Genomic DNA, 21,971 nt, shown 5'->3' with positions numbered 1-21,971 from the left:
GGTGTCCTAGGCGACGAAGGGGACGCGGGCACGGACCATCAGGGCGGCGCGCTTGTCGGGCAGGTCGAGTTCGGTGTCCAGCCGGAATCCGGCCCGTTCGAAGGCCCGGACGGAGCGCCGGTTGCGGACGTCCGGTTCGGCGACGACCCGTTCGCAGCGGGGCCGTTGCCGCAGGATCCGCTCGGCGAGGGCGGCCAGCAGGACGGCGCCGAGGCCCCGGCCGCGGCTCTCGGCGGGGCCGAGCAGGAGGTGGACGCCGGTGTCGTGCGGCCGGGCCGGGTAGTGCCGGGCGAGCGGGTCGAGGTCGGCGCGGTAGACCTCCCAGTAGCTCGTCGGGGCGCCGTCGAGCAGGCCGAGGCAGGGCACGCTGCGGCCGTCGCCGTCGAGTTGGGCCCGGAGGTGCCGTTCGGTGGCGTCGGGCGGCCCGGCGAGCTGCCAGAACGCGGCGATCTCGGGGTCGTTCATCCACCCGGCGAGCAGGTCCAGGTCGGCGGGCAGCCGGACCGGGCTGAGCCGGAACTCGCCGGCCGGGGTGGGGATCGCGCCCCATCCCGGCGGGTCGTCGAGCAGGCTCATGCGCCCGCCAGCGGGTTGGGGATGTCCACGTAGACGGACTGGGTGGCGACCGGGCCGACCAGTTCGTCCAGGCCGTTGATCCGGGTGAGCAGGTTGGCCTTGCACGGCAGGGTGGGCGCGTCGAGCAGCAGCCCGGGCAGCGCCGAGCCGGTGGCGGCGGCCCGCGGGCCGGCCAGGAAGCGGCGCAGCCCGGCCAGCAGCACGGTCTCGTCGGCGAGCCCCTGGCTGCCGAAGGCGCCGACCAGGCCGAGGACGTGGTTGATGCCGAGGTAGTAGGCGAAGTGGTGGTCGATCACCTCGTCGGGCAGGAAGGTGTCGCTGTGCTCGCCGAGCCCGGGCAGCCGCGCGGTGAGCCGGTCGGCGGCGCTCTCCCGGTAGTAGTAGCCCTGGTTGTCGCGGTAGCGGCCTCCGCTGGGCCAGCCGTCGGCGTCGAGCAGGACGAGGCTGTTCTGCTGGTGCGCCTCCAGGGCGATGCCGGCCGTGCCGTCCAGCCAGAGGACGGGCAGCACGACGGCGTCCAGGTAGCGCAGGAACCATTCGGCGGCGACGGTCCGCAGCGGACGGCCGCAGCGGACGGCGAGCGCCCGCAGGGTGTCGCCGAGCCGGGACGGCACGGTGTCGCCGGTGCCGAGCGGCTGTTCGGCGACCAGCCCGGCGACGCACAGCGCGCGGTCGGCGGGGGCGAAGGGCTGGGCGCGCAGCACGGTGTCCAGGCCGCCCGGGTCGCCGAGGGCGGGGTGGTCGACGCCGATCCAGGCCGGGTCGCGGACGATGTCGAAGCCGGGGTGGGCGCGGTGCCATTCGGCGGCCAGGCCGCTCTCCAGCAGCCGGTGCACCTCCAGGCCGCGGTGGAGTTCCTTGCGCAGGTTCTCCCGGCGGGAGTTGGTGATCCGCAGGCCGAGCGAGAGCTTGAACATCCAGGGGGTGCCGGGGCGGTAGACGGTGCGCACCGAGGAGGTGGGGTGCCAGGGTTCGCCGGCCGGGCCGAGGTCGTGCAGCAGCCCGTCGGCGAGCAGGGCGGCGACGGCCGGGCGGTGGGCGAGTTCGCGGGCCTGCCAGGGGTGCAGCGGCAGGGCGGCGGTGCCGGGCGGCAGGGCGGCATGGTCCCCGAGCAGGTCCGCGGTGATCCGGTCGGCGCTCTCGGTGAGGGCGGAGCCGGCGGCGAGCAGGTCGCGGTGGACCGCGTACCAGTGGAGTTGGAAGGAGCCGTGCAGTTCGGGCGAGTAGGCGGCGCTCTGGGCCGGGCCGAGGCCGTCGCGGCTCTTCGGGGTGGGGTGCAGCGGGTGGCCGAGCAGCAGGGACTGTTCGGCGGCGAGGAAGTGCGAGCGTTCCGGGCCGCCGGCGGGGGCGGCGGTGCGGCGGTGGGCGAGGATGTCGGCGGTGCGGACGACCGAGTCGGCGACCCGGGCGGCGAGGTCGGCGACCTGCCCGGGGTCGGGGCGGTCGGCGGCCGCGGCGGCGAGCAGCGCGGCGGTGGTGACGGCGTCCACGGGGGCGTCGGCGGTGCCCTCCCCGGCGGAGAGGACGGCGGGGCCGAACCGGTGCCAGCCGCCGGGCGACCAGTAGCGGACGGGGGCGGAGAGCCGGGCGGCGCCGCCGAGGACGGCGATCCGCAGCCGGCCGTCGGGGCCGGGGCGGGCGCCGGTCTCGCGCGTCCAGCAGCGCAGCAGGGCTTCCAGTGCGGCCTGTTCGGCGGCGACGGCGGGGTCCGGGTGCAGCAGCGGATCGGGCTCGGCCGGCCGGTCCGCGGGCAGCAGCGGGGCGGGCGGGGCTCCGGTGAGGGCGGTGCTCAAGGCTGCTCCTTGGGGCGCGTGGGGGTGCGGACGCACGGGTGGTGGAGAGGATCGGCGGGCGCTCGCACCGTCGCGTCAGGTAAGGGTTACCTATCCCTGACGGGTGATCACAAGGTTGACTCACTCGTCCGGGTGAAGATCGGGGATTGTCCGCGTCCGGCGCGCGGGGCCCTGCTGGGCCGACGGGCCGTCGGCGGCCACGTCACGGATCGGTGACCTCCGGTCGGGGCCGCAACCCGGGGGGCGACCGCCGCCGTCCTGGTGACCGGTGGAAGACTCCACAGCGGCGAGTCGCCGCACGACAGCCCGATCGAGCACAGGGGGAAGCGCACACATGCCATCGATCCACCGGTCAGCCATGGCCGTCGCCCTCGTCACGGGGGCGCTGCTCGCGGCGAGCGCCTGCGGGCCGGACGGCCCGGCGGGCGACGGGGGCGGCAGCGCCGCGCCGCCGCCCGCGTCCGGCACCGCCGCCCCGGGGGGCGGCGTGATCGGCGGGATCACCCTCCCGTCGGGCATCCCGACCAGTCTGCTGGAGGGCCTGCCGAAGTCCTGGGACGACCTGAAGAAGTGGAAGTTCGAGGACTGGGACTCGTGGGCGTCCAAGCACGTCTTCAACAACCCGGTGGTGAAGGACTTCTGGAACCCGGACAAGATGGGCGACTCCAAGCCCGCCGATCCGGCCCCGCCCACCGCCAAGCCGGCCGCCGACAACGGCGTGACGGACCCGGACCCGCCGGTGGTCAAGGCCGTGCCGGTGCCCCGCCCGTACACCAAGCAGCCGTCCGGGAAGGTGTTCTTCAGTGCCCAGGGCGGCCGGGGCAACTGCTCGGCGACGGTGATCACCGACCCGCAGCACCCGGGCAGGAGCAATCTGGTCTGGACGGCCGGCCACTGCGTGCACGCGGGCAAGGGCGGCGACTTCTTCAAGGACCTGGTCTTCGTTCCCGCCTACAACAACTCGGGCGCCTCCAGCGGCGGCAAGAAGGCCCCGCTGTCCGAACTGGCCCCGCTGGGCACCTGGTGGGCCGACCTGGTCACCACCTCGCCGCAGTGGATGGTCGAGGGCGGCGGCACCGGTGACGCCGCGAACCAGTACGACTTCGCCGTCATGCGGGTGCACAACCAGAACGACTCCGGCAAGTCGCTGGAGGAGACGGTCGGTTCGGCCGTCCCGGTCTGGTTCGACGCCCCGCGCGACAAGGTGTCCGTCGCGGCGGTCGGCTACCCGCTCTACAAGCCGTTCGACGGCCAGGAGCTGTACAGGTGCGACGGCGGCAAGCCGACCCGGCTGTCGTTCGACGCCAAGCGCCCGTCGATGCTCACCATCGGCTGCAACATGACCCAGGGCTCCAGCGGCGGCGGCTGGTTCGCCACCATGCCGGACGGGAAGACCGCCCTGGTCAGCAACACGTCCATCGGCACCGAGGACCACACCTCGCTGAGCGGCCCGTACCTGGAGACGGTCGCCAAGCAGGCGCTGGACTGGATCTCCAAGAAGCCGTAGGCCCTTTCCGGTCGGACCGGACCAAGCCGTACGGGCGGCGGAGGCCGCCCCCGGGGGACGATGCAGCATGCCGAAGCACACCGGCCGCGGACCGCGGCGCCGATCCGGACCGACCGGCGCCGCGGTGCTCGCCGTGCTCGCGCTCGCCGCGACCGCCTGCGGGCCGGACGACTCCGGCGCCGCGGCGGCCGCGCCACCGCCCGCCCTCCCCACCTCGGCGCCCACCAGCCTGGGCGACCTGACGGGCTGGAAGGTGGAGGACTGGGCCCGGTTCGTCTCCGGCAGCGGCTTCGCCAACGAGGTGGCCCCGGGCTTCTGGTCGACCACCCGGATGGCCGCCGCCAAGGGCCGGCCCACCCCGGAGTACCCGCTCACCGCCGCACCGGACGGCGGCCGGCCGGACGCCCCGCCCGCGGCCGTCGCGGCCACGCCGCAGCCGCACCCGTACGGCCCGGCCACCGCCGTGGTCGGCCGGCTCTTCGTCACCACGCCCCAGGGCGACGCGGTCTGCTCCGCGACGGTGGTCTCCGACCCGGCCAACCCGGGCCGCAGCAACCTCGTCTACACCGCCGCGCACTGCCTGCACGACGGCAAGGGTGGCGGCTGGCTGCGGAACATCACCTTCGTGCCCGGTTTCAACCGGGACGGCCAGGCGGCCCGCGGCAAACCGCTCACCGAGCAGCAGGCCGCGCCGTACGGCCGGTGGGTGGCGGTGCGCGCGCTGGTGTCGCCGACCTGGCTCGGGGAGGACGGCGTCGGCGCCCACCACCAGTACGACTACGGGATCATCCGGGTGCGCGGCGAGGGCGGCTCCGGCGCGTCGCTGGAGGAGGCGGTCGGCGGCTCGGTCCCGGTCTGGTTCAACGCCCCGCGCGAGCAGATCGGCTCGGCGACCGCGTACGGCTACCCGACCGATCGGCCGTCCGACGGCCTGGAGCTCTCCCGCTGCGAGTCCCCGGTCCCGCCGGCCAGGCTCTCCCCCGACCGGAGCCGCCCGCCGATGTACGTCACCGGCTGCACCGTGACCGGCGGCTCCAGCGGCGGCGGCTGGTTCGTCACCAAGGACGGCAAGCCCAACCTGATCAGCGTCACCGCGATCGGCAGCCGCAACCCGCCCGGGTACCTGGCCGGCCCCTCGCTCCAGGACCAGGCGAAGCAGGCCTTCGACTACTTCGCCAAGAACGTGAAGTAGCCCGCACGCCCGCACGCTCGGACGCCCGGACGCCCGGACGCCCGGACGAGCCCCCGCACGGCCCCGCACGCTCGCGCACGCGAAGGGCCCCCGCACGCTCGCGCGATGCCCAACGGCATCACGGTCGCGTCCGGGGGCCCTTCGTCGGCCCGTCGCCTCAGACCTGCAGCGCCACCGCGTAGCGCTCCAGTTCGGCGGCCAGCTCGGCCGGCACCTTGGCGTGCAGCAGCGTGCCCTCGCCGGTGTGCTCGGTGCCGAGCAGCTCGCCCTCGGCGTGCACCCGGGAGACCAGCCCGCCCTGGGTGTAGGGCACCAGGGCCCGCACCTCGATCGCCGGGCGCGGCAGCTCGTCGTCGATGAGCTTCAGCAGCTCCTCGATGCCCTCGCCGCTGCGGGCCGACACCACGATGGCGTGCGGCTCGCGGAGCAGCAGGCGCTGCAGCACGTGCGGGTCGGCGGCGTCCGCCTTGTTGATCACCACGATCTCCGGCACGTTCTGCGCGTCGACCGAGACGATGACCTCGCGGACGGCGGCCAGCTGCGTCTCCGGCTCGGGGTGCGAGCCGTCGACCACGTGCAGGATGAGGTCCGCGTCGGCGACCTCCTCCATGGTCGAGCGGAAGGCCTCGACCAGGTGGTGCGGCAGGTGCCGGACGAAGCCGACGGTGTCGGCCAGGGTGTAGAGCCGCCCGCTCGGGGTCTGGGCCCGGCGGACGGTCGGGTCCAGGGTGGCGAACAGGGAGTTCTCCACCAGGACGCCCGCCCCGGTGAGCCGGTTGAGCAGGGACGACTTGCCGGCGTTGGTGTACCCGGCGATGGCCACCGACGGCACCTGGTGGCGCTTGCGCTCCTGGCGCTTGGTGTCGCGGCCCTTCTTCATCTCGGCGATCTCGCGGCGGAGCTTCGCCATCTTCTCGCGGATCCGGCGCCGGTCGGTCTCGATCTTGGTCTCACCGGGACCACGGGTCGCCATGCCGCCGCCGGACGAGGCGGAGCCGCCACCACCCATCTGCCGGGACAGCGACTGACCCCAGCCGCGCAGGCGCGGCAGCATGTACTGCATCTGCGCGAGCGAGACCTGCGCCTTGCCCTCCCGGGACTTGGCGTGCTGGGCGAAGATGTCCAGGATCAGGGCCGTCCGGTCGACGACCTTGACCTTGACCACGTCCTCCAGGTGGATCAGCTGGCCGGGGGTGAGCTCACCGTCGCAGACCACGGTGTCGGCGCCGGTGGCCGCCACGATGTCGCGCAGTTCCTTCGCCTTGCCGGAGCCGATGTAGGTGGCCGCGTCGGGCTTGTCGCGGCGCTGGATCACGCCGTCCAGCACCTGGGAGCCGGCCGTCTCGGCGAGGGCGGCGAGCTCGGCCATCGAGTTCTCCGCCTCCTCCAGGGTGCCGTCCGTCCAGACGCCGACGAGCACCACGCGCTCCAGGCGGAGCTGGCGGTACTCGACCTCGGTGACGTCTTCGAGTTCGGTGGAGAGGCCGGCGACGCGGCGCAGGGCGGCACGCTCGCTGCGGTCGTACTGGTCGCCGTCGTAGTGGTGGCCGCGGTCCTCGTCGATGGCCGCGAGGTCCTCGTCCATGAGGGCTTCCGCCCGCAGACCGTTCAGGCGGCGCGGGGCGTCGGCGTGGTCGCGGGTGTCGGACGTGGAGGTCATTCTGTCCTTTGGTCGCTGGTGCGGATGGCCTGTGGGGACCGCCCTGTGCGGTCCCACCCGGAGTCTGCCCAGCTGCCGCCCCGGTTACCGCCGGGCGAGGTGAGCTACCCCTCAGGTCCTCGGGTGCCATCGGGGCTCCTGTGCCCTGAGAACGCCGTGGACCGGCCGTGAATTCCCCATGATGGTCCCACGCCCGGCGCGGACCGGTCATCCCCATTTTCCCCGGAGTGGCGGGCCCCGCCGGTGTCCGGGGCCTGCGGCCGGCTGACGTCGTACACCCCGGAGACCTTGAGCATCGCCCGCATCAGCGCGGGCAGCGCGGCCGGCTCGGGCAGTTCGACGGTGTAGGTGTGCCGGACCCGCAGCTCCTGCGGCGGTTCGACCTCGGCCGAGACGATGCCGACGTCCTCGGCGGAGATGGCCGCGGTGAGGTCGGCGAGCAGCCGGGGCCGGTTGAGCGCCTCGGCCCGCAGGGTGGCCCGGTGGCCGGCCGCCGGGGTGCCCTCCGGCCGCCAGCGGACCTCCAGCTCGGCGCGCCCGGCCGCGCGCATCCGCTCCCCGGCCGGGCAGCCGGTGCGGTGCACGGCGACGGCTCCGCCGCGGATCGGGTAGCCGGCCACCTCGTCCGGCGGCACGGGCGTGCAGCAGCGGGCCAGCCGGACCGGCGCCCCGGGCCGGCCGGCCACCGCGACCGGGGCCGGTCGGCGCTCGGTGGTGCGGTGCGCGGGCGGGACGGGCTGGCCGCTGGAGGGGCCGGTGCGCACCGCCGGGAGCCGGGCCGGGTGGTCGGCGAGCCAGCGTTCGATGGCCAGCCGGGCGGCCGGGGTCCGGGCGTGCGCGAGCCACTCGGGCGCGGGCCCGGAGGGTTCGGCGGGGCGCGGCCCGTCCTCGGTGAGCACGGTTCCGGTGGGCACGGCCTCGGTGAGCACGGCGAGCAGGTCGCCGTCCTGCAAGACGGTGGAGAGCGCGGTGAGCCGGCCGTTGACCCGGGCTCCGATACACCGGTGGCCGGTCTCCTCGCCGAGCAGGTAGGCGGCGTCCACGCAGGTGGCGCCGGCCCTCAGCTGAAGCGTTTCGCCGCTCTCCGTCACGACGGTGATCTCGCGGTCGCCGGCCAGGTCGGCGGTGAGCGCGGACCAGAAGGCGTCCGGGTCGGGCGTCTCCTGCTGCCACTCCAGCAGCCGGCTGAGCCAGCCGGGCCGGGCCGGGTCGGTGCGGTCGAGTTCGTCGGCGTCCTGGACGGCGCCGGCCGGCTCCGGGTCGCCGAGCGCGACCACCCCGGTCTCGGCGACCTCGTGCATCCGCCGGGTGCGCACCAGCACCTCGACGACCGTGCCGCCGCTGAGCGCCACGGCGGTGTGCAGCGACTGGTAGAGGTTGAACTTGGGGGCGGCGACGAAGTCCTTGAACTCGCCGGGCAGCGGCGTCCAGCAGGTGTGCAGCTCGCCGAGCACGGCGTAGCAGTCGGCGTTCTCCTCGACGACCACCAGCAGCCGCCCGAAGTCGGCGGGCTGCGGCCCCTGCGGCCGCCCGTCCGGGCCGGGCGCGGCGGCCCGCTTGAGCAGCACCCGGTGCAGCGACACGCAGTGCCGGGGCCGGACGGTGACCTCGGCGGCCACCCCGGTCTCGGACAGCTGGCGGGCCAGCAGCCGGGCGAAGGGGGCCAGCAGGGTGTCCGGCTCGCCCTCGTGACCGGCCATCAGGGCCCGGGTGCGGGCGTGCTCCTCGGGGTGCAGGGTGGCGAAGACGATGTCCTCCAGCTCCGCCTTGAGCACCTGGATGCCGAGCCGTTCGGCCAGCGGGATCAGCACGTCCCGGGTGACCTTGGCGATCCGCACCTGGCTGGCCGGTTTCATGTGCCGGATGGTGCGCATGTTGTGCAGCCGGTCGGCGAGCTTGATCACCATCACCCGGACGTCGTCGCCGGTGGCGACCAGCATCTTGCGGAAGGTCTCGGCCTCGGCGGCGGCGCCGAAGTCGACCTTCTCCAGTTTCGTCACCCCGTCGACCAGGTAGGCGACTTCGGGCCCGAAGCCGGCACTCACCTGATTGAGCGTCAATTCGGTGTCCTCGACGGTGTCGTGGAGCAGCGAGGCGACCAAGGTGGTTGTCCCGGCGCCGAGTTGGGCCAGGATCATGGTGACGGCGAGCGGGTGGGTGATGTACGGCCCGCCGCTCTTGCGCTTCTGGCCCCGGTGGCTGGCCTCGGCGAGCCGGTAGGCCCGGGCGAGCAGGCCGAGGTCGGCCTGCGGATGGTGCTCGCGGTGGACTCGGACGAGCGGTTCGAGGGCGTCCGGGACGGGCGGCCGGCCGGTGGCCAGCAGGGCGGCCCGCCCGGCCCGGCCGAGCGCGGCCCGGCCGAGCTCCCCCAGGGGCCGCCTGGCCCCGGCTTGCCGTGCGGACGTCGGCTGCCCCGTCAGGGACTGCCCGGCTTCGATGGTCATCGGCGCACCTCCGGCAGCGATCACCGGCCGCCACCCCGCCGAGGGGCGTCTTCCCGGTGGTCCATGCTACCGAGCAGAGCACGTTCCGCGATGCCTTGCTTCCCGTCCGCGACACGCGTCACTCGAACGGGCGGATTCACCGCCGCGCGAAATGGGCAAACCGGGCCGTCAGCTGTCCGAGCCGCGCCCCAGGCGTGTCAGACCCGCCCCAGTTCGGCCCACCAGCGGGCGTCGATCTCGCCGGCGGCCACGATGACCGCCGGGCCGGTCTTCTCGATCCGGCCGTCCGGGTGCTCGGTGATGACCAGTCGGCCGCCCGGCACGTCCACGGTGTAGGTGGCCGGCTCGCCGGTGACCGCCGGGTCGACGCCGTCCCGGCGGATGGCGGCCACCGCGACGGCGCAGGTGCCGGTCCCGCAGGAGCGGGTCTCGCCGGAGCCGCGCTCGTACACCCGCATGGCGACGTGCCGCGGCCCGCGGTCCACCACGAACTCGACGTTCACGCCTTCCGGGTAGGCCCCTTCGGGGCTGGTCAGCGGCGCGGACAGCAGGTCCCCGGCGTGGTCGAGGCTGTCCACGAAGACCACCGCGTGCGGATTGCCCATGTTGACGTTCAGCGCGGGCCAGCGCCGCGCGCCGACCGCGACCTCGACGCCGTCCGGCCCGGGCAGTCGGGCCCGACCCATGTCGACGGTGACCTCGCCGGGCGTCCCGTCCCCGGCGTCCTCGGCGACCCGCACCGTCCGCACCCCGGCGCGGGTGGCGACCGCGAACTCGCCGGGCTCGGCCAGGCCGGCCTCGACCAGGTAGCGGGCGAAGACCCGCACGCCGTTGCCGCACATCTCGGCGATGCTGCCGTCGGAGTTGCGGTAGTCCATGAACCACTCGGCCCGGTCGGCCTGGTCCGCGGCGGCCGGCTCGGCGGCGGAGCGCACCACGCGCAGCAGCCCGTCCCCGCCGATGCCGGCCCGCCGGTCGCACAGCGCGGCGACGGCCGCGGGGCCGATCTCCAGCGCGCCGTCCGGGTCCGGGACGATGACGAAGTCGTTCTGGGTGCCGTGCCCCTTGAAGAAGGGGACGCCGACCGGCTGCGGGGAGGATGCGCTCACCCTCCCGATGGTACTGAACGGGCGCACCGGCCACCCGGGCGGTCCGACCGGTGGATCGGCGCGGGGCAGCAGGGGGGCGACACCGGCAGCCCACGGATCAGCGCAGGTAGGCGACCCGCCAGACGGCCAGCGCACAGGCCACCAGCGCGATCAGGGTGTAGAGCGCGATCGCCTTCCAGCCGGCCCGCTGCCCGGAGCCGCGGCGCGGCAGGCCCGGCCACTTGTACCCGGCGTGCCGGGCGGCCATCGCCCCCCAGCCGACCGAGGCGGCGGTGAGCAGCAGCCCGAGCATGCCGACCATGGTGGCGCGCGCGCCGGCCGAGCCGAAGGCGAGCGGGAAGGCGAACATCAGCGAGCCGAGGATGCCCAGCAGGGCGATCGGCAGGGTCTGCCACCAGCGGAGCCGGCGCAGCGGTCGGATCTCCCGCTCGTGCACCGCGCCCGCCGGGGTGCGGGTGTCCAGGGCCGGCAGTGCGACCGCGTAGGAGGTGGGCGCCTCCAGGCCGGTCAGCACGGGGAGGTCACCCATCGTCGACTCGTCGGCCGGTGCGGTGACACTCCCGCTCTGGCCGGGTTCGGGGCCGGTACCCGTCGACACGCGGCCTCCCCTGACAGTTCGACACGAGCGGACTCGCGGTCGGGCACGGTCGGCCCGCGCGGCCGACCCCTACGCCTTCGATGATGGCATGTCCAGACGGGCGTTCCGGGCCTGACCGGCGTCGACGGGTGATCCGTGGCCATCACGTGATCGGGCCGTGACCGCCGGTTCGTCCTGCACGGCCACCTGCGCGCGCAGGTGCACCGCCGGATTGGCCGGAACCCGCCTACCCGGCCGGACGCTCCTGACGGTCGATCAGCTCCAGGGAGCGTTCCAGCAGCTCGACGGGGTCGGTGCCGGCCGGCCGGGACAGCCAGTTGATCCGGCCGTCGCGGCGGAACCAGGACTCCTGACGGCGGGCGAAGCGCTTGGTGGCCCGGACGGTCTCCGCCCGTGCCTCGTCCTCGGTGCACTCGCCGGCGAAGTGGTCCAGCACCTGCTGGTAGCCGAGCGCCCGGGAGGCCGTCCGCCCCTCCCGCAGCCCGACCCGCTCCAGCGCGCGCACCTCGTCCAGCAGTCCGGCCCGCCACATCAGGTCGACCCGCAGCGTGATCCGCTCGTCCAGTTCGGGGCGCGGCACCGCGACCCCGATCTGCACCGCGTCGTAGACGGCGGTGTTGCCGGGCAGGTTCGCGGTGAACGGCTGCCCGGTGATCTCGATGACCTCCAGCGCGCGGACGATCCGCCGCCCGTTGCCGGTCAGGATCGCCTCCGCGGCCGCCGGGTCCAGCTCGGCCAGCCGCCGGTGCAGCGCGAGCGGGCCGGCCTCCTCCAGCTCGGCCTCCAGCCGGGCCCGGACCGCCGGGTCGGTGCCGGGGAACTCCATCTCGTCGATCGCCGCCCGGACGTACAGCCCGGAGCCGCCGACCAGGACGGGCGTGCGCCCGGCCGCGAGCAGCCGGTCGATCTCGGCCCGGGCCAGCCGCTGGTACTCGGCGACGCTGGCGGCCTCGGTGACGTCCCAGACGTCCAGCAGGTGGTGCGGCACGCCGCCGCGCTCGGCGGGGGTGAGCTTGGCGGTGCCGATGTCCATGCCCCGGTACAGCTGCATCGAGTCGGTGTTGATCACCTCGCCGCCGAGGCTGCGGGCGATGGCGACGGCCAGGTCGGACTTGCCGGCGGCGGTCGCGCCGACGATGCAGACCACTCGGGGCTGGGCGGCGCGGGACTGGTCGGTACGGGAGCTGCTCACCGCTCCAGTCTCGCAAAACCGCCGCCGCACCGGTGATCGGGCTGCCCGTCGGCCCCGACTGCGCGACGATGTGACTGTGTCCAGCCGTCTCCGGCCATCTCCGCCGTTTCCGCAGTTGAGCCGGTTTGCGAACGGTTCGGCGGTGACGGACGTTGGGCAGGAGACAGGGACGAAAGGGTGAGATCGCCATGGGTCTGATGGACAACCTCAAGGGCAAGGCCGAAGAGCTCAAGGGCAAGGCCAGTGAGCTCGCCGGCAAGCACAGCGAGCAGATCGAGCACGCGGTGGACAAGGCCGGCGGCGCGATCGACAAGGCGACCAAGGGCAAGTACAGCGAGAAGATCGAGCACGGCGCCAGCAAGGCCAAGGGCGCGGTGGACGACTTCGCCCACAAGCCGAAGCCGGGCGAGGAGGGGCCGGCCGGCGGCAACGGCCAGGCGCCGCGGGCCTGACGCCCCGCGCTCCGATCAGCTCCAGGACGCCACGACGTAGCCGACCCCGTACGGGGCGTCCTGGTAGCCGAGCCGCGCGGTGAGGCCGGCGCCCTCCGCGGCGCCGGCCAGCACCTGCCAGGGCGCCCGGCCCTCGGCCTTGAGCTCGGCGGCCAGCCCGGCGTCCAAAGCGGCGAGCGCGGGCAGGTCGGCTGAGCCCAGCGCGGCGGCCAGGGCGGCGTCGAAGCCCTCGGCGCGCTCGTCCAGGTAGCCGGGCGCCTTCACCGAGCGGCAGGCGCTGCCGTCGCCCACCACCAGCAGGCCGACCCGGTCGGCCAGCTGGGCCAGGCCCTGGCCGAGCCCGAGCATCCGGTCGGCGGGCGCGTCGGCGGGCACCGCGCAGGCGTGCGTCGGCAGCGTCACCCCGGCGCGCTCCAGCAGCCAGGCGCCGACCGTCAGCGAGGGCGCCAGCTCCGGCCCCTCGACCCGGCCGCCGGGCAGCTTGGCGACCAGCGGCACCCCGTAGCGGTGGAAGGAGCCGGCCCCGCCCTCGGTCCACACCTCGGCCTCCGGGCCGGCGCCGACCACCACGACCAGCTGCGGTCCGGCCGCGATCAGCGCCGCGAGGGCCTCGTCGCAGGCGGCCCGCAGCGGGTCCAGTTCGGCGGCCGCCCCGGCGGCGACCTCGGGGACGAGCAGCGGCGGACAGGGGCACACGGCGGCGGCTACCAGCATGCGGATCACTCTAGCCAAACGGCGACGGCGGCCCGGCCGGACTCGAAGTCCCGCCGGGCCGCCGGTGGAGGAGCGGGCCGCCGTTCGAGGAGCGGGACCCGTTCGAGGAGCGGGCCGTCAGTCGCCGCAGCAGGCCCCGCCCGCCGGAGCGGCCAGGGGCAGCGCGGCCGGGGCACCGATGCCCGGCAGGCCGAGCATCACCCCGGCCGGCTTGGCCGCGGGCTTGGCCTGGCGCTTCTCCCAGGCGTCGCCGGCCCGGGTGCGGCGCACCGCGAGCGACGGGCCCTCGGCGAGCAGGTGGTGCGGGGCGGCGTAGGTGATCTCGACGGTCACCAGGTCGCCCGGGCGCACCGGCTCCGTCGGCCTGGTGAAGTGCACCAGCCGGTTGTCGGGGGCGCGGCCGGAGAGCCGGTCGGTCTTGTCGTCCTTCTTGCCCTCGCCCTCGGCGACCAGGATCTCCAGGGTGCGGCCGACCTGCTTCTTGTTCTCCTCCCAGGAGATCTCCTCCTGGAGGGCGATCAGCCGGTCGTAGCGGGCCTGCACGACGGCCTTCGGCACCTGGTCCGCCATCTCGGCGGCCGGGGTGCCGGGGCGCTTGGAGTACTGGAAGGTGAAGGCGTTGGTGAAGCGGGCCTCGCGGACAGTGTGCATCGTCTGCTCGAAGTCCTCCTCGGTCTCGCCGGGGAAGCCCACGATGATGTCCGTGGAGATGGCCGCGTCCGGCATCGCCTCGCGAACCTTCCGGATGATCCCGAGGAAGCGCTCCTGGCGGTAGGAGCGACGCATCGCCTTGAGGACGGTGTCGGAGCCGGACTGCAGCGGCATGTGCAGCTGGTGCATCACGTTCGGCGTCTCGGCCATCGCGGCGATCACGTCGTCGGTGAAGTCGCGCGGGTGCGGCGAGGTGAAGCGGATCCGCTCCAGGCCCTCGATCTGGCCGGCGGCGCGCAGCAGCTTGGAGAAGGCCTCGCGGTCGCCCAGGTCGGAGCCGTAGGCGTTGACGTTCTGGCCGAGCAGGGTCACCTCGATGACGCCCTCGTCCACCAGCGCCTCGATCTCGGCGAGGACGTCGCCGGGGCGGCGGTCCTCCTCCTTGCCGCGCAGCGCGGGGACGATGCAGAAGGTGCAGGTGTTGTTGCAGCCGACGGAGATGGCGACCCACGCGGCGTACGCGGACTCGCGGCGGGTCGGCAGGGTGGAGGGGAAGGTCTCCAGCGACTCCAGGATCTCGACCTGGGCCTTGCGCTCGACCGCGGCCCGCTCCAGCAGCGCCGGCAGGTGGCCGATGTTGTGGGTGCCGAACACCACGTCGACCCAGGGGGCCTTGCGGACGATGGTGTCGCGGTCCTTCTGGGCGAGGCAGCCGCCGACGGCGATCTGCATGCCCTTGTGGCGGCTCTTGACCGGCGCCAGCTGCCCGAGGTTGCCGTACAGCTTGTTGTCGGCGTTCTCCCGCACCGCGCAGGTGTTGAACACGACCAGGTCCGGGTCGCCGTCCTGCCCGGCCTTGACGTAACCCGCGTCCTCCAGCAGGCCGGACAGCCGCTCGGAGTCGTGGACGTTCATCTGGCAGCCGTACGTGACGACCTTGTAGCTCTTCAATCCGCTCTCACCGCTCACCAGACCAGGGTACGGGCAGCCGCGAAGCGCTTTTCCCCCACCGTTTCCCCTCCCGTTCCGGCGGAGCGCCTGGCAGTATCCCTGCATGACCCCCACCACCCCGTCCCGTCTCGGCGCCGCCGTCCGCACCGCGGCCCGCAGCCCGCTGTGGCGGACGGTGCTGGTGCTGGTGCTGCTGGTCGCGGGGCTGGGCGGCTGGTGGCTGTCGGCGGGCCGCTCGCCCGGCTACCCGCGCGGCGAGACGCGCTTCGCGACCGGCGTGCAGCGCGGTGTCTACGACCGGTACGGGCAGCTGCTGGAGGCCCACGTCGCCAAGGCCATGCCGGGGGTGCGGCTGGCCCTGGACAACACCGAGGGCTCGATCGACAACCTGGCCCGGGTGACCAGCGGCCAGGACGACTTCGCGATCGCCACCGCCGACGCCGTCGCCGACTACCAGGGCCCGGGCAAGGACCGGCTGCGGGCGATCGCACGGCTGTACGACGACTACCTCCAGCTGATCGTCCCGTCCTCCTCGACGGTGCACCGCACGGCCGACCTCAAGGGGCTGCGGGTCGGCGTGGGCCTGCCGCAGTCCGGGGTGAACCTGGTGACCAGGCGGCTGCTGGCCGCGGCCGGCCTGGACCCGGACCACGACATCGTCCCGGTGTCGGCGGGCGTCGGGGACGCCGCCGACCAGCTGCGGGAGAACAAGCTCGACGCCTTCTTCTGGTCCGGCGGGCTGCCGACCAGCGCCCTCACCGACCTGTCCGACCACATGCGGATGCGGGTCGTGCCGCTGGGGGACCTCGCCGGGGCCATCCACAAGATGGAGGGCGGCGGCACCGATGCCTACCGGGCGGCCACCATGCCCAAGGGCACCTACCCGAACGCCGACCCCAAGGACGCCGTCTCCACCGTGGCCGTGCCCAACCTGCTGATCACCCGGGACGACGTGGACCCGGGCCTGGTCGAGGGCATGACCCGGGCGGTGATCGACAGCCGCGACCAGATCGGCGCTCAGGTGCACGCCGCCCAGCTGGTCGACCTGCGCACCGCCGTCTACACCGACCCGCTCCCGCTGCACGAGGGCGCGGCCCGCTACTACCGCTCGGTGAAGCCCTGAAGGTGGAGCCCTGAAGCCCGGAAGCCCTGACGCCGCACGGGCGCCGTGGGCCCGTACGGGCTACCGCTTCTCCGGCCGCGGCACCGCCAGCGTCACCGCGAGCCCGGTCGGCTGGACCGGGGCGAAGGCGAGCGAACCGCCGCCCGCCGCCAGCAGGGTGCGGGCGATCGACAGGCCGAGCCCGGAGCCGTCCACGTTCTGGTGCCGCGGGCTGCGCCAGAAGCGGTCCCCGGCGCGGGGCAGCTCGTCCTCGGCGAGGCCGGGCCCGGCGTCCGTGACGGTCACCGCGACCTCGTCCCGGCGCACCGAGACCTTCAGCCGCACCCCGCTGCCGGCCGGGCCGAACTTGAGCGCGTTGTCCAGCACGGCGTCCAGGGCGGAGCCGAAGCCGATCGGGTCCGCCATGCCGACGGCGAGCGCCGGGCCCTCCCAGCGCAGCTCGATCCCGCGCTGCTCGGCGACCGGCCGCCAGGCGTCGACCCGGGCCAGGGTGAGCGCGGCGAGATCGGTCTGCTCGGGTTCGGGGCGGGCGTGCTCGGCGGTGGCCAGGCCCAGCAGGTCGTCCAGCACCCGGGCCAGCCGGACGCCCTCCTCCCGGACGCCGCCGAGCTCCTCCTCGTGCCCCTCGGGCAGTTCCAGGCCGAGCACCTCGACCCGCAGCAGCAGGGCCGCCAGCGGGTTGCGCAGCTGGTGCGAGGCGTCCGCGACGAAGGCCTTCTGCTGGTCCATGGCGAGCACCACGTGGTCGGCCATCTCGTTGAACGAGCGGGCCAGCCGCTGCAGCTCGGGCGGGCCGCCGCCGGGCGCGACCCGGGCGGCCATCCGGCCGGTGGCGATGTCGTGGGTGGCCCGGTCGAGGGTGCGGACCGGGCGCAGCACCCACTCGGTGAGCCGACCGGCCAGCAGCACCGCGACGATCATCGCGGCGGCCTCGCCGGCGCCGATCACCAGCCAGCTGTGCAGGATCCGGGTGCGCAGCGCCCCGGTGGGGGACTCGCTGAGCACCACCGCGACCACGTCGCCGTCGCGCACCACCGGGGTGGCGACGGTCAGGGTGCGGTCGTCGGTCCACGGCCAGACCTGGGGCGGGTTGTGGCTGCGCCGCCCGTCCAGCGCCTCCTGGAAGGCCTGCGCGCCCCAGCCCCCGGGGGGCACCCGCCAGTCGGCGGGGGCGGCGGCGATCGGCACGCCGTCGCGCTGGAAGATGCCCAGCCGCACGCCGTACAGGTCGTGGTAGCGGCGGACCTCGGCGTCGATCGCGTGCCGGCGGCTGACGTCGCCGGGGGCGGGCTCCGGGTCGCCCTTGAGCGCGGACTCCACCGCCGAGGGGCCGGAGGTGGGCAGGTCCTGGGCGAAGCGGGCGGCGTCGTCGAGCCGGTCGACGACCACCTTGCTCTGCTCGGCCGCCGCGACCGCCGCCGCGAGCGGCAGCCCCAGGGCGGCCAGGACGCAGAGCATGAGGGCGATCAGGATGCCGAGCAGGCGGGTGCGCACGTGCGGTCAGCGCTCCGCGGGGGCGGGCGGGGCCGGGTCCGCGGCGGGCGCCGGGGACTCCGGGATCAGGCGGTAGCCGACGCCGCGGACGGCCTCGACCAGGCCGGGCAGCGCGAGCTTGTTGCGCAGCGAGCCGATGTGCACCTCCAGGGTGCGCCCGTTGCCCTCCCAGCCGCTGCGCCAGACCTCGCTGAAGATCTGCTCGCGCCGGTAGACCACGCCGGGGCTCTGGGCGAGCAGGGCGAGCAGGTCGAACTCCTTGCGGGTGAGCGGCACGTCCCGGCCGTCCACGCTGACCCGGCGGCGCTCCCGGTCGATCCGGATGCCGCGGGACTCCAGCGGGCCGCGCTGCTGCGGGACGGCGTCGGGCGCGGGCACCGCCACCGAGGCGGGGGCGGCGCCGCGGCGGGCCACCGCGTGGATGCGGGCGAGCAGCTCGCCCATGTCGTAGGGCTTGGTGACGTAGTCGTCGGCGCCCAGGTTGAGGCCGTGGATCCGGGAGCGGATGTCGGCGCGGGCGGTGACCATGATCACCGGGACGCCGCTGCCGGCCCTGATCCGGCTGCACACCTCGAAGCCGTCGCGGTCGGGCAGCCCGAGGTCGAGCAGCACCACCCGGTACGGGTCGTTCCCGTCCGGCACCAGGGCGTCCAGCGCCTCGTGCCCGCTGCGGGCGTGCCGGACCTGGAAGCCGTGCCGGCCCAGTACCGCGACCAGCGCGGCGGCCACGCGTTCGTCGTCCTCGACGAGCAGCAGTCGCATCCTGTTCTCCTCCTTCCCCCACCTGATCACCGGGACCGCCCGGTCGGGCCCCGGTCCTGCGCAGTATGAGCCAGTGGGCGGCCCGGCGCCAGGCTCGGTCGCCCGACGGCTGCCACGGGGCGGGGCGCGCCGGCGCGGACGCCCGCTTTCACATGCCCCGTTGGCGACCCGGCGAACGGCCCGCGAGCAGCGTGTGGCCGTTTCGTGATCCTCAAGTTCCGCTCAGATCGGCTGACGGAACGTCGTCATCACTCCTATGGTCGGCCCACCGGGGGCTGCGGCTCCGCCGGTCGCGGCTCCCGGATTTCGTACCACCATTGCCGCCCAAGGGAGTTCAGACTTTCACGGGCCGACACGAGGGAGCAGGCGCGATGGCCGAGAATCCGGTCGAGGACTCCACCCCTGCAGCCGCCCCCCTGGTCGTGCTGAGCAGCGTGAACAAGCACTACGGAGCGCTGCACGTCCTCCAGGACATCGACCTGAAGATCGTCCAGGGCGAGGTCGTGGTCCTGATCGGGCCGTCCGGCTCCGGCAAGTCGACGCTCTGCCGGACGATCAACCGGCTGGAGACCATCGACTCCGGCACGATCACCATCGACGGCCGCCCGCTGCCCGCCGAGGGCAAGGAGCTGGCCCGGCTGCGCGCCGAGGTCGGCATGGTGTTCCAGAGCTTCAACCTGTTCGCGCACAAGACGGTGCTGGAGAACGTCGTCATCGGCCAGGTCAAGGTGCGCGGGATCGCCCGGGCGCAGGCCGAGAAGACCGCCCGCGAACTGCTGGAGCGGGTCGGTGTCGGCGCGCAGGCGGACAAGTTCCCCGCCCAACTCTCCGGCGGCCAGCAGCAGCGCGTGGCGATCGCCCGGGCGCTGGCGATGAAGCCCAAGGTGATGCTCTTCGACGAGCCCACCTCGGCCCTCGACCCGGAGATGGTCAACGAGGTGCTGGAGGTCATGCGCCAGCTGGCCGCCGACGGCATGACGATGGTCGTGGTCACCCACGAGATGGGTTTCGCCCGCTCCGCCGCCAACCGCGTGCTGTTCATGGCCGACGGCCGGATCGTCGAGCAGAACACCCCGGACGCCTTCTTCACCGCGCCGCGTTCCGACCGTGCCAAGGACTTCCTCTCGAAGATCCTCCACCACTGACGCTTCGAGACCACGCGGGGCCGCCGCCGGCAAGGACGCCGGGCGGCCCTGCCCGCGCACGCACCTTCCAGACGCCAGAGCCCGGTTAGCCGTGGCCCAGCTCCCAGGAGAACAACCCTCATGAGGACTCGTCGCACCCTCGCCGTCGCGCTCTGTGCCGTCGCGCTCACCGCCACCGCCGCCTGCGGCAAGGACGGCACCCCCGGCGCCACCGCCGCGAGCAGCGGCAACGCCCCGGCGCTGCCCACCTACACGGTCAAGACCGACGTCAAGATCGACTCGGCGATCCTCGCCGAGGCGAAGAAGCGCGGTCAGCTGATCATCGGCGCCAAGGCCGACCAGCCGTTCCTGGGCTTCGAGGACGTCGCCAGCGGCGACCGCAGCGGCTTCGACATCGAGATCGCCAAGATGATCGCCGCCGACCTCGGCTTCAGCCCGCAGCAGATCAAGTGGCAGACGCTGGTCTCCTCGCAGCGCGAGCCGGCCATCGCCAAGGGCCAGATCGACTTCTACGTCGGCACCTACAGCATCAACGACGAGCGCAAGAAGACGGTCTCCTTCGCCGGCCCGTACTACATCGCCGGCCAGGACTTCCTGGTGAAGGCCGACAACACCTCGATCACCGGCCCGGAGAGCGTCGGCGGCAAGAACATCTGCACCGCCACCGGCTCCACCTCGATCAAGAACATCCAGCAGTACAACCCGAAGATCACGCAGTTCGACACCTACTCGGCCTGCGTCGAGAAGCTGCTGTCCGGCGAGGTCGACGCGGTCACCACCGACGACGCGATCCTCAAGGGCTACGCCTCCAAGTACGCCCCCAAGCTCAAGGTGGTCGGCAAGCCGTTCACCAAGGAGAACTACGGCGTCGGTCTCAACAAGGACGACGCGGTCCTGCGCAACGCCATCAGCGACGCGCTCAAGGCCCACGAGGACAACGGCGACTGGAAGAAGGCCTACGACGCGACCCTGGGCGCGTCCGGCTCCGCCGCGCCGGCCGTGCCGGCCCTCGAACGCTACTGATCCGGTCCACGCCCGACCATCCGTCCTGACCATCTGATGAGAGGAGGGCCGCCGGATGGGGTTCCTGTTCGAGCAGGACAACTTCGCGTTGTTCCGCGACGGCTTCCTGCAGACGATCGAGCTGAGCGCGCTCAGCGCCCTGCTCGCCCTGCTGCTGGGCACCCTGCTGGCGGCCTTCCGGGTCTCCCCGGTGCCGGTCCTGCGTGCCTTCGGCACCGCCTGGGTCACGCTGTTCCGCAACACCCCGCTGACCCTGCTGTTCTTCGCCGTCACCTTCGGCCTGCCGCCGCTCGGGGTGCACTTCGGCCACCTCACCTTCGCGGTGCTGGCGCTCGGCGGCTACACCGCCTCGTTCGTCTGCGAGGTGATCCGCTCGGGCATCAACACCGTGCCGCTCGGCCAGGCCGAGGCGGCCCGCAGCCTCGGCATGAGCTTCGGCCAGACCCTCACCCTGGTCATCCTGCCGCAGGCCACCCGGACCGTCCTGGCCCCGCTGAGCAGCGTGTTCATCGCGCTGCCGAGGAACTCGGCGATCGCCGGCGCGTTCAGCGTCAGCGAGCTGTACAGCGTGCAGCAGACCCTCTCCGAGCGCGGCTACGCGATCTTCGGGATCTTCTTCTGGGTGGCCTGTGCCTACCTGGTGATCAGTGCCACGGTCGCCACGCTGTTCCGCGTCCTGGAATCCCGACTGGCGGTGGCCCGATGAGCAACCTCTTCACCCGCACCCCCACGGCCAGCGTCCTCTACGACGCCCCCGGCCCGCGGGCCCGCACCCGGTACCGGCTGTTCGGGGTGCTGGCGCTGATCGGTGTCGCCGCCCTGCTCTGGTACGTCTTCGCCGCGCTCTCCGACAACGGCCAGTTCGACCCGCAGATGTGGGACGCGTTCCAGTACAACACCGTCCAGCAGCGCATCGTGGACGGCCTGCTCTCCACCCTGGAGGCCTTCGGCCTGGCCGCACTGTTCTCGCTCGCCCTGGGCGGCCTGCTCGCCGCCGGGCAGCTCTCCGACCACAAGCCGGTCCGCTGGGCGGCCGTCGGCTTCGTCCAGTTCTTCCGGGCGATGCCACTGCTGATCCTGATCGTCGCGCTCTACTACGCGTTCTTCGCGAAGGAGCCGATGTGGGCGCTGGTGCTCGGCCTCACCCTCTACAACGGCTCGGTGCAGGCCGAGATCATCCGCAGCGGCGTCAACGCCGTCCCGCGCGGCCAGGCCGAGGCGGCCTACGCGCTCGGCATGCGCAAGACCCAGGTGATGGCCGGCATCCTGGTGCCGCAGGCGATCCGCTCGATGCTGCCCTCGATGATCGGCCAGCTGGTCGTCACCCTGAAGGACACCTCGCTCGGCTTCGTCATCACCTTCCACGAGCTGCTGTTCGTCGGCAAGGCGATCGCCAGCCAGCCGATCAACGCCGCGGGCTTCCCCTACATCCCCGTGGTGCTGGTGATCGGTCCGATCTACATCGCCATGTGCCTGCTGCTGACCGCCCTCGCCCGGTGGATCGAAGCGCGCGGCCGTCGCGGCGCGAACCGGCGCACTTCAGCTGCTGCTTGACGCACACGCAGGTGAACTGTTGCATTGCTCT

At 73.7% G+C, this 21,971-nt stretch carries 19 protein-coding genes; 8 read left to right on the top strand and 11 right to left on the bottom strand.

Features of this window, described 5'->3' with window-relative positions; translation table 11 throughout:
* Positions 1-6: 6 nt before the first annotated feature.
* Together ACIP37_RS27510 and ACIP37_RS27505 are read right to left on the bottom strand one after the other, a co-directional pair.
* The gene (locus tag ACIP37_RS27510) at positions 7-576 is read right to left on the bottom strand and encodes a GNAT family N-acetyltransferase (RefSeq protein ID WP_363584558.1); all 570 of its coding nucleotides are present in this window, start codon (positions 574-576) and stop codon (positions 7-9) included.
* Positions 573-2,369 (bottom strand): IucA/IucC family protein, encoded by a 1,797-nt coding sequence (locus tag ACIP37_RS27505; RefSeq protein ID WP_363584559.1) that lies wholly within the window; start codon positions 2,367-2,369, stop codon positions 573-575. The genes ACIP37_RS27510 and ACIP37_RS27505 overlap by 4 nt, the downstream gene beginning before the upstream one ends.
* Positions 2,370-2,703: 334 nt before the next feature.
* Here ACIP37_RS27505 and ACIP37_RS27500 point away from each other — a divergent pair, with 334 nt between their 5' ends.
* Entirely contained in the window at positions 2,704-3,876 is a 1,173-nt protein-coding gene (locus tag ACIP37_RS27500) for a hypothetical protein (protein ID WP_363584561.1), read from the top strand.
* A gap of 67 nt (positions 3,877-3,943) precedes the next feature.
* The gene (locus tag ACIP37_RS27495) at positions 3,944-5,068 is read left to right on the top strand and encodes a trypsin-like serine peptidase (protein ID WP_400808560.1); all 1,125 of its coding nucleotides are present in this window, start codon (positions 3,944-3,946) and stop codon (positions 5,066-5,068) included.
* A gap of 157 nt (positions 5,069-5,225) precedes the next feature.
* Here ACIP37_RS27495 and hflX read toward each other — a convergent pair whose 3' ends face one another.
* From hflX to miaA, 5 genes are all read right to left on the bottom strand, one after another.
* Positions 5,226-6,728 (bottom strand): GTPase HflX, encoded by a 1,503-nt coding sequence (gene hflX, locus ACIP37_RS27490; RefSeq protein ID WP_363584565.1) that lies wholly within the window; start codon positions 6,726-6,728, stop codon positions 5,226-5,228.
* A gap of 104 nt (positions 6,729-6,832) precedes the next feature.
* Complete coding sequence (locus tag ACIP37_RS27485; protein WP_400808564.1) at positions 6,833-9,172, bottom strand: RelA/SpoT family protein; 2,340 nt, start codon at positions 9,170-9,172, stop codon at positions 6,833-6,835.
* 197 nt (positions 9,173-9,369) lie between these two features.
* Complete coding sequence (gene dapF, locus ACIP37_RS27480; RefSeq protein ID WP_400808566.1) at positions 9,370-10,281, bottom strand: diaminopimelate epimerase; 912 nt, start codon at positions 10,279-10,281, stop codon at positions 9,370-9,372.
* Between the two features lie 97 nt (positions 10,282-10,378).
* Complete coding sequence (locus ACIP37_RS27475; RefSeq protein WP_363374361.1) at positions 10,379-10,879, bottom strand: hypothetical protein; 501 nt, start codon at positions 10,877-10,879, stop codon at positions 10,379-10,381.
* A gap of 226 nt (positions 10,880-11,105) precedes the next feature.
* Complete coding sequence (gene miaA, locus ACIP37_RS27470) at positions 11,106-12,071, bottom strand: tRNA (adenosine(37)-N6)-dimethylallyltransferase MiaA (RefSeq protein WP_363584571.1); 966 nt, start codon at positions 12,069-12,071, stop codon at positions 11,106-11,108.
* Positions 12,072-12,259: 188 nt separating this feature from the next.
* On the opposite strand from miaA, the gene ACIP37_RS27465 reads away from it, so the two are divergent.
* Positions 12,260-12,523 carry an antitoxin gene (locus ACIP37_RS27465; RefSeq protein WP_363584573.1) on the top strand — a complete coding sequence of 88 codons (264 nt, stop codon included), beginning with the start codon at positions 12,260-12,262 and terminating at the stop codon, positions 12,521-12,523.
* 15 nt (positions 12,524-12,538) lie between these two features.
* Here the strand turns inward: ACIP37_RS27465 and ACIP37_RS27460 are convergent, their stop codons facing one another.
* Positions 12,539-13,237 carry a class III extradiol dioxygenase subunit B-like domain-containing protein gene (locus ACIP37_RS27460; RefSeq protein ID WP_363584575.1) on the bottom strand — a complete coding sequence of 233 codons (699 nt, stop codon included), beginning with the start codon at positions 13,235-13,237 and terminating at the stop codon, positions 12,539-12,541.
* 117 nt (positions 13,238-13,354) lie between these two features.
* Positions 13,355-14,857 carry a tRNA (N6-isopentenyl adenosine(37)-C2)-methylthiotransferase MiaB gene (gene miaB / locus ACIP37_RS27455; protein WP_363584577.1) on the bottom strand — a complete coding sequence of 501 codons (1,503 nt, stop codon included), beginning with the start codon at positions 14,855-14,857 and terminating at the stop codon, positions 13,355-13,357.
* A gap of 85 nt (positions 14,858-14,942) precedes the next feature.
* On the opposite strand from miaB, the gene ACIP37_RS27450 reads away from it, so the two are divergent.
* Positions 14,943-15,962 carry a TAXI family TRAP transporter solute-binding subunit gene (locus ACIP37_RS27450; RefSeq protein WP_363584579.1) on the top strand — a complete coding sequence of 340 codons (1,020 nt, stop codon included), beginning with the start codon at positions 14,943-14,945 and terminating at the stop codon, positions 15,960-15,962.
* A gap of 60 nt (positions 15,963-16,022) precedes the next feature.
* On the opposite strand, the gene ACIP37_RS27445 is transcribed toward ACIP37_RS27450, so the two are convergent.
* Together ACIP37_RS27445 and ACIP37_RS27440 are read right to left on the bottom strand one after the other, a co-directional pair.
* Entirely contained in the window at positions 16,023-17,456 is a 1,434-nt protein-coding gene (locus ACIP37_RS27445) for a HAMP domain-containing sensor histidine kinase (protein ID WP_363584581.1), read from the bottom strand.
* Between the two features lie 6 nt (positions 17,457-17,462).
* Positions 17,463-18,218, bottom strand: coding sequence for a response regulator transcription factor (locus tag ACIP37_RS27440; RefSeq protein ID WP_350880177.1), 756 nt, complete (start codon positions 18,216-18,218; stop codon positions 17,463-17,465).
* A 371-nt stretch (positions 18,219-18,589) separates the two neighbouring features.
* On the opposite strand from ACIP37_RS27440, the gene ACIP37_RS27435 reads away from it, so the two are divergent.
* From ACIP37_RS27435 to ACIP37_RS27420, 4 genes are all read left to right on the top strand, one after another.
* The gene (locus ACIP37_RS27435) at positions 18,590-19,363 is read left to right on the top strand and encodes an amino acid ABC transporter ATP-binding protein (RefSeq protein ID WP_363584583.1); all 774 of its coding nucleotides are present in this window, start codon (positions 18,590-18,592) and stop codon (positions 19,361-19,363) included.
* 120 nt (positions 19,364-19,483) lie between these two features.
* Positions 19,484-20,386, top strand: coding sequence for a glutamate ABC transporter substrate-binding protein (locus ACIP37_RS27430; protein ID WP_363623184.1), 903 nt, complete (start codon positions 19,484-19,486; stop codon positions 20,384-20,386).
* A gap of 55 nt (positions 20,387-20,441) precedes the next feature.
* Positions 20,442-21,092, top strand: coding sequence for an amino acid ABC transporter permease (locus ACIP37_RS27425; RefSeq protein WP_363623182.1), 651 nt, complete (start codon positions 20,442-20,444; stop codon positions 21,090-21,092).
* Positions 21,089-21,940 (top strand): amino acid ABC transporter permease, encoded by an 852-nt coding sequence (locus ACIP37_RS27420; protein WP_363584589.1) that lies wholly within the window; start codon positions 21,089-21,091, stop codon positions 21,938-21,940. The genes ACIP37_RS27425 and ACIP37_RS27420 overlap by 4 nt, the downstream gene beginning before the upstream one ends.
* The last annotated feature ends 31 nt before the right edge of the window (positions 21,941-21,971 follow it).

Origin of the sequence: Kitasatospora sp. NPDC088861, from assembly GCF_044750105.1 — a bacterium.
In the GTDB taxonomy this organism is placed as follows: Bacteria; Actinomycetota; Actinomycetes; order Streptomycetales; family Streptomycetaceae; genus Kitasatospora.
This window is presented reverse-complemented; position numbering and strand designations above follow the sequence as displayed.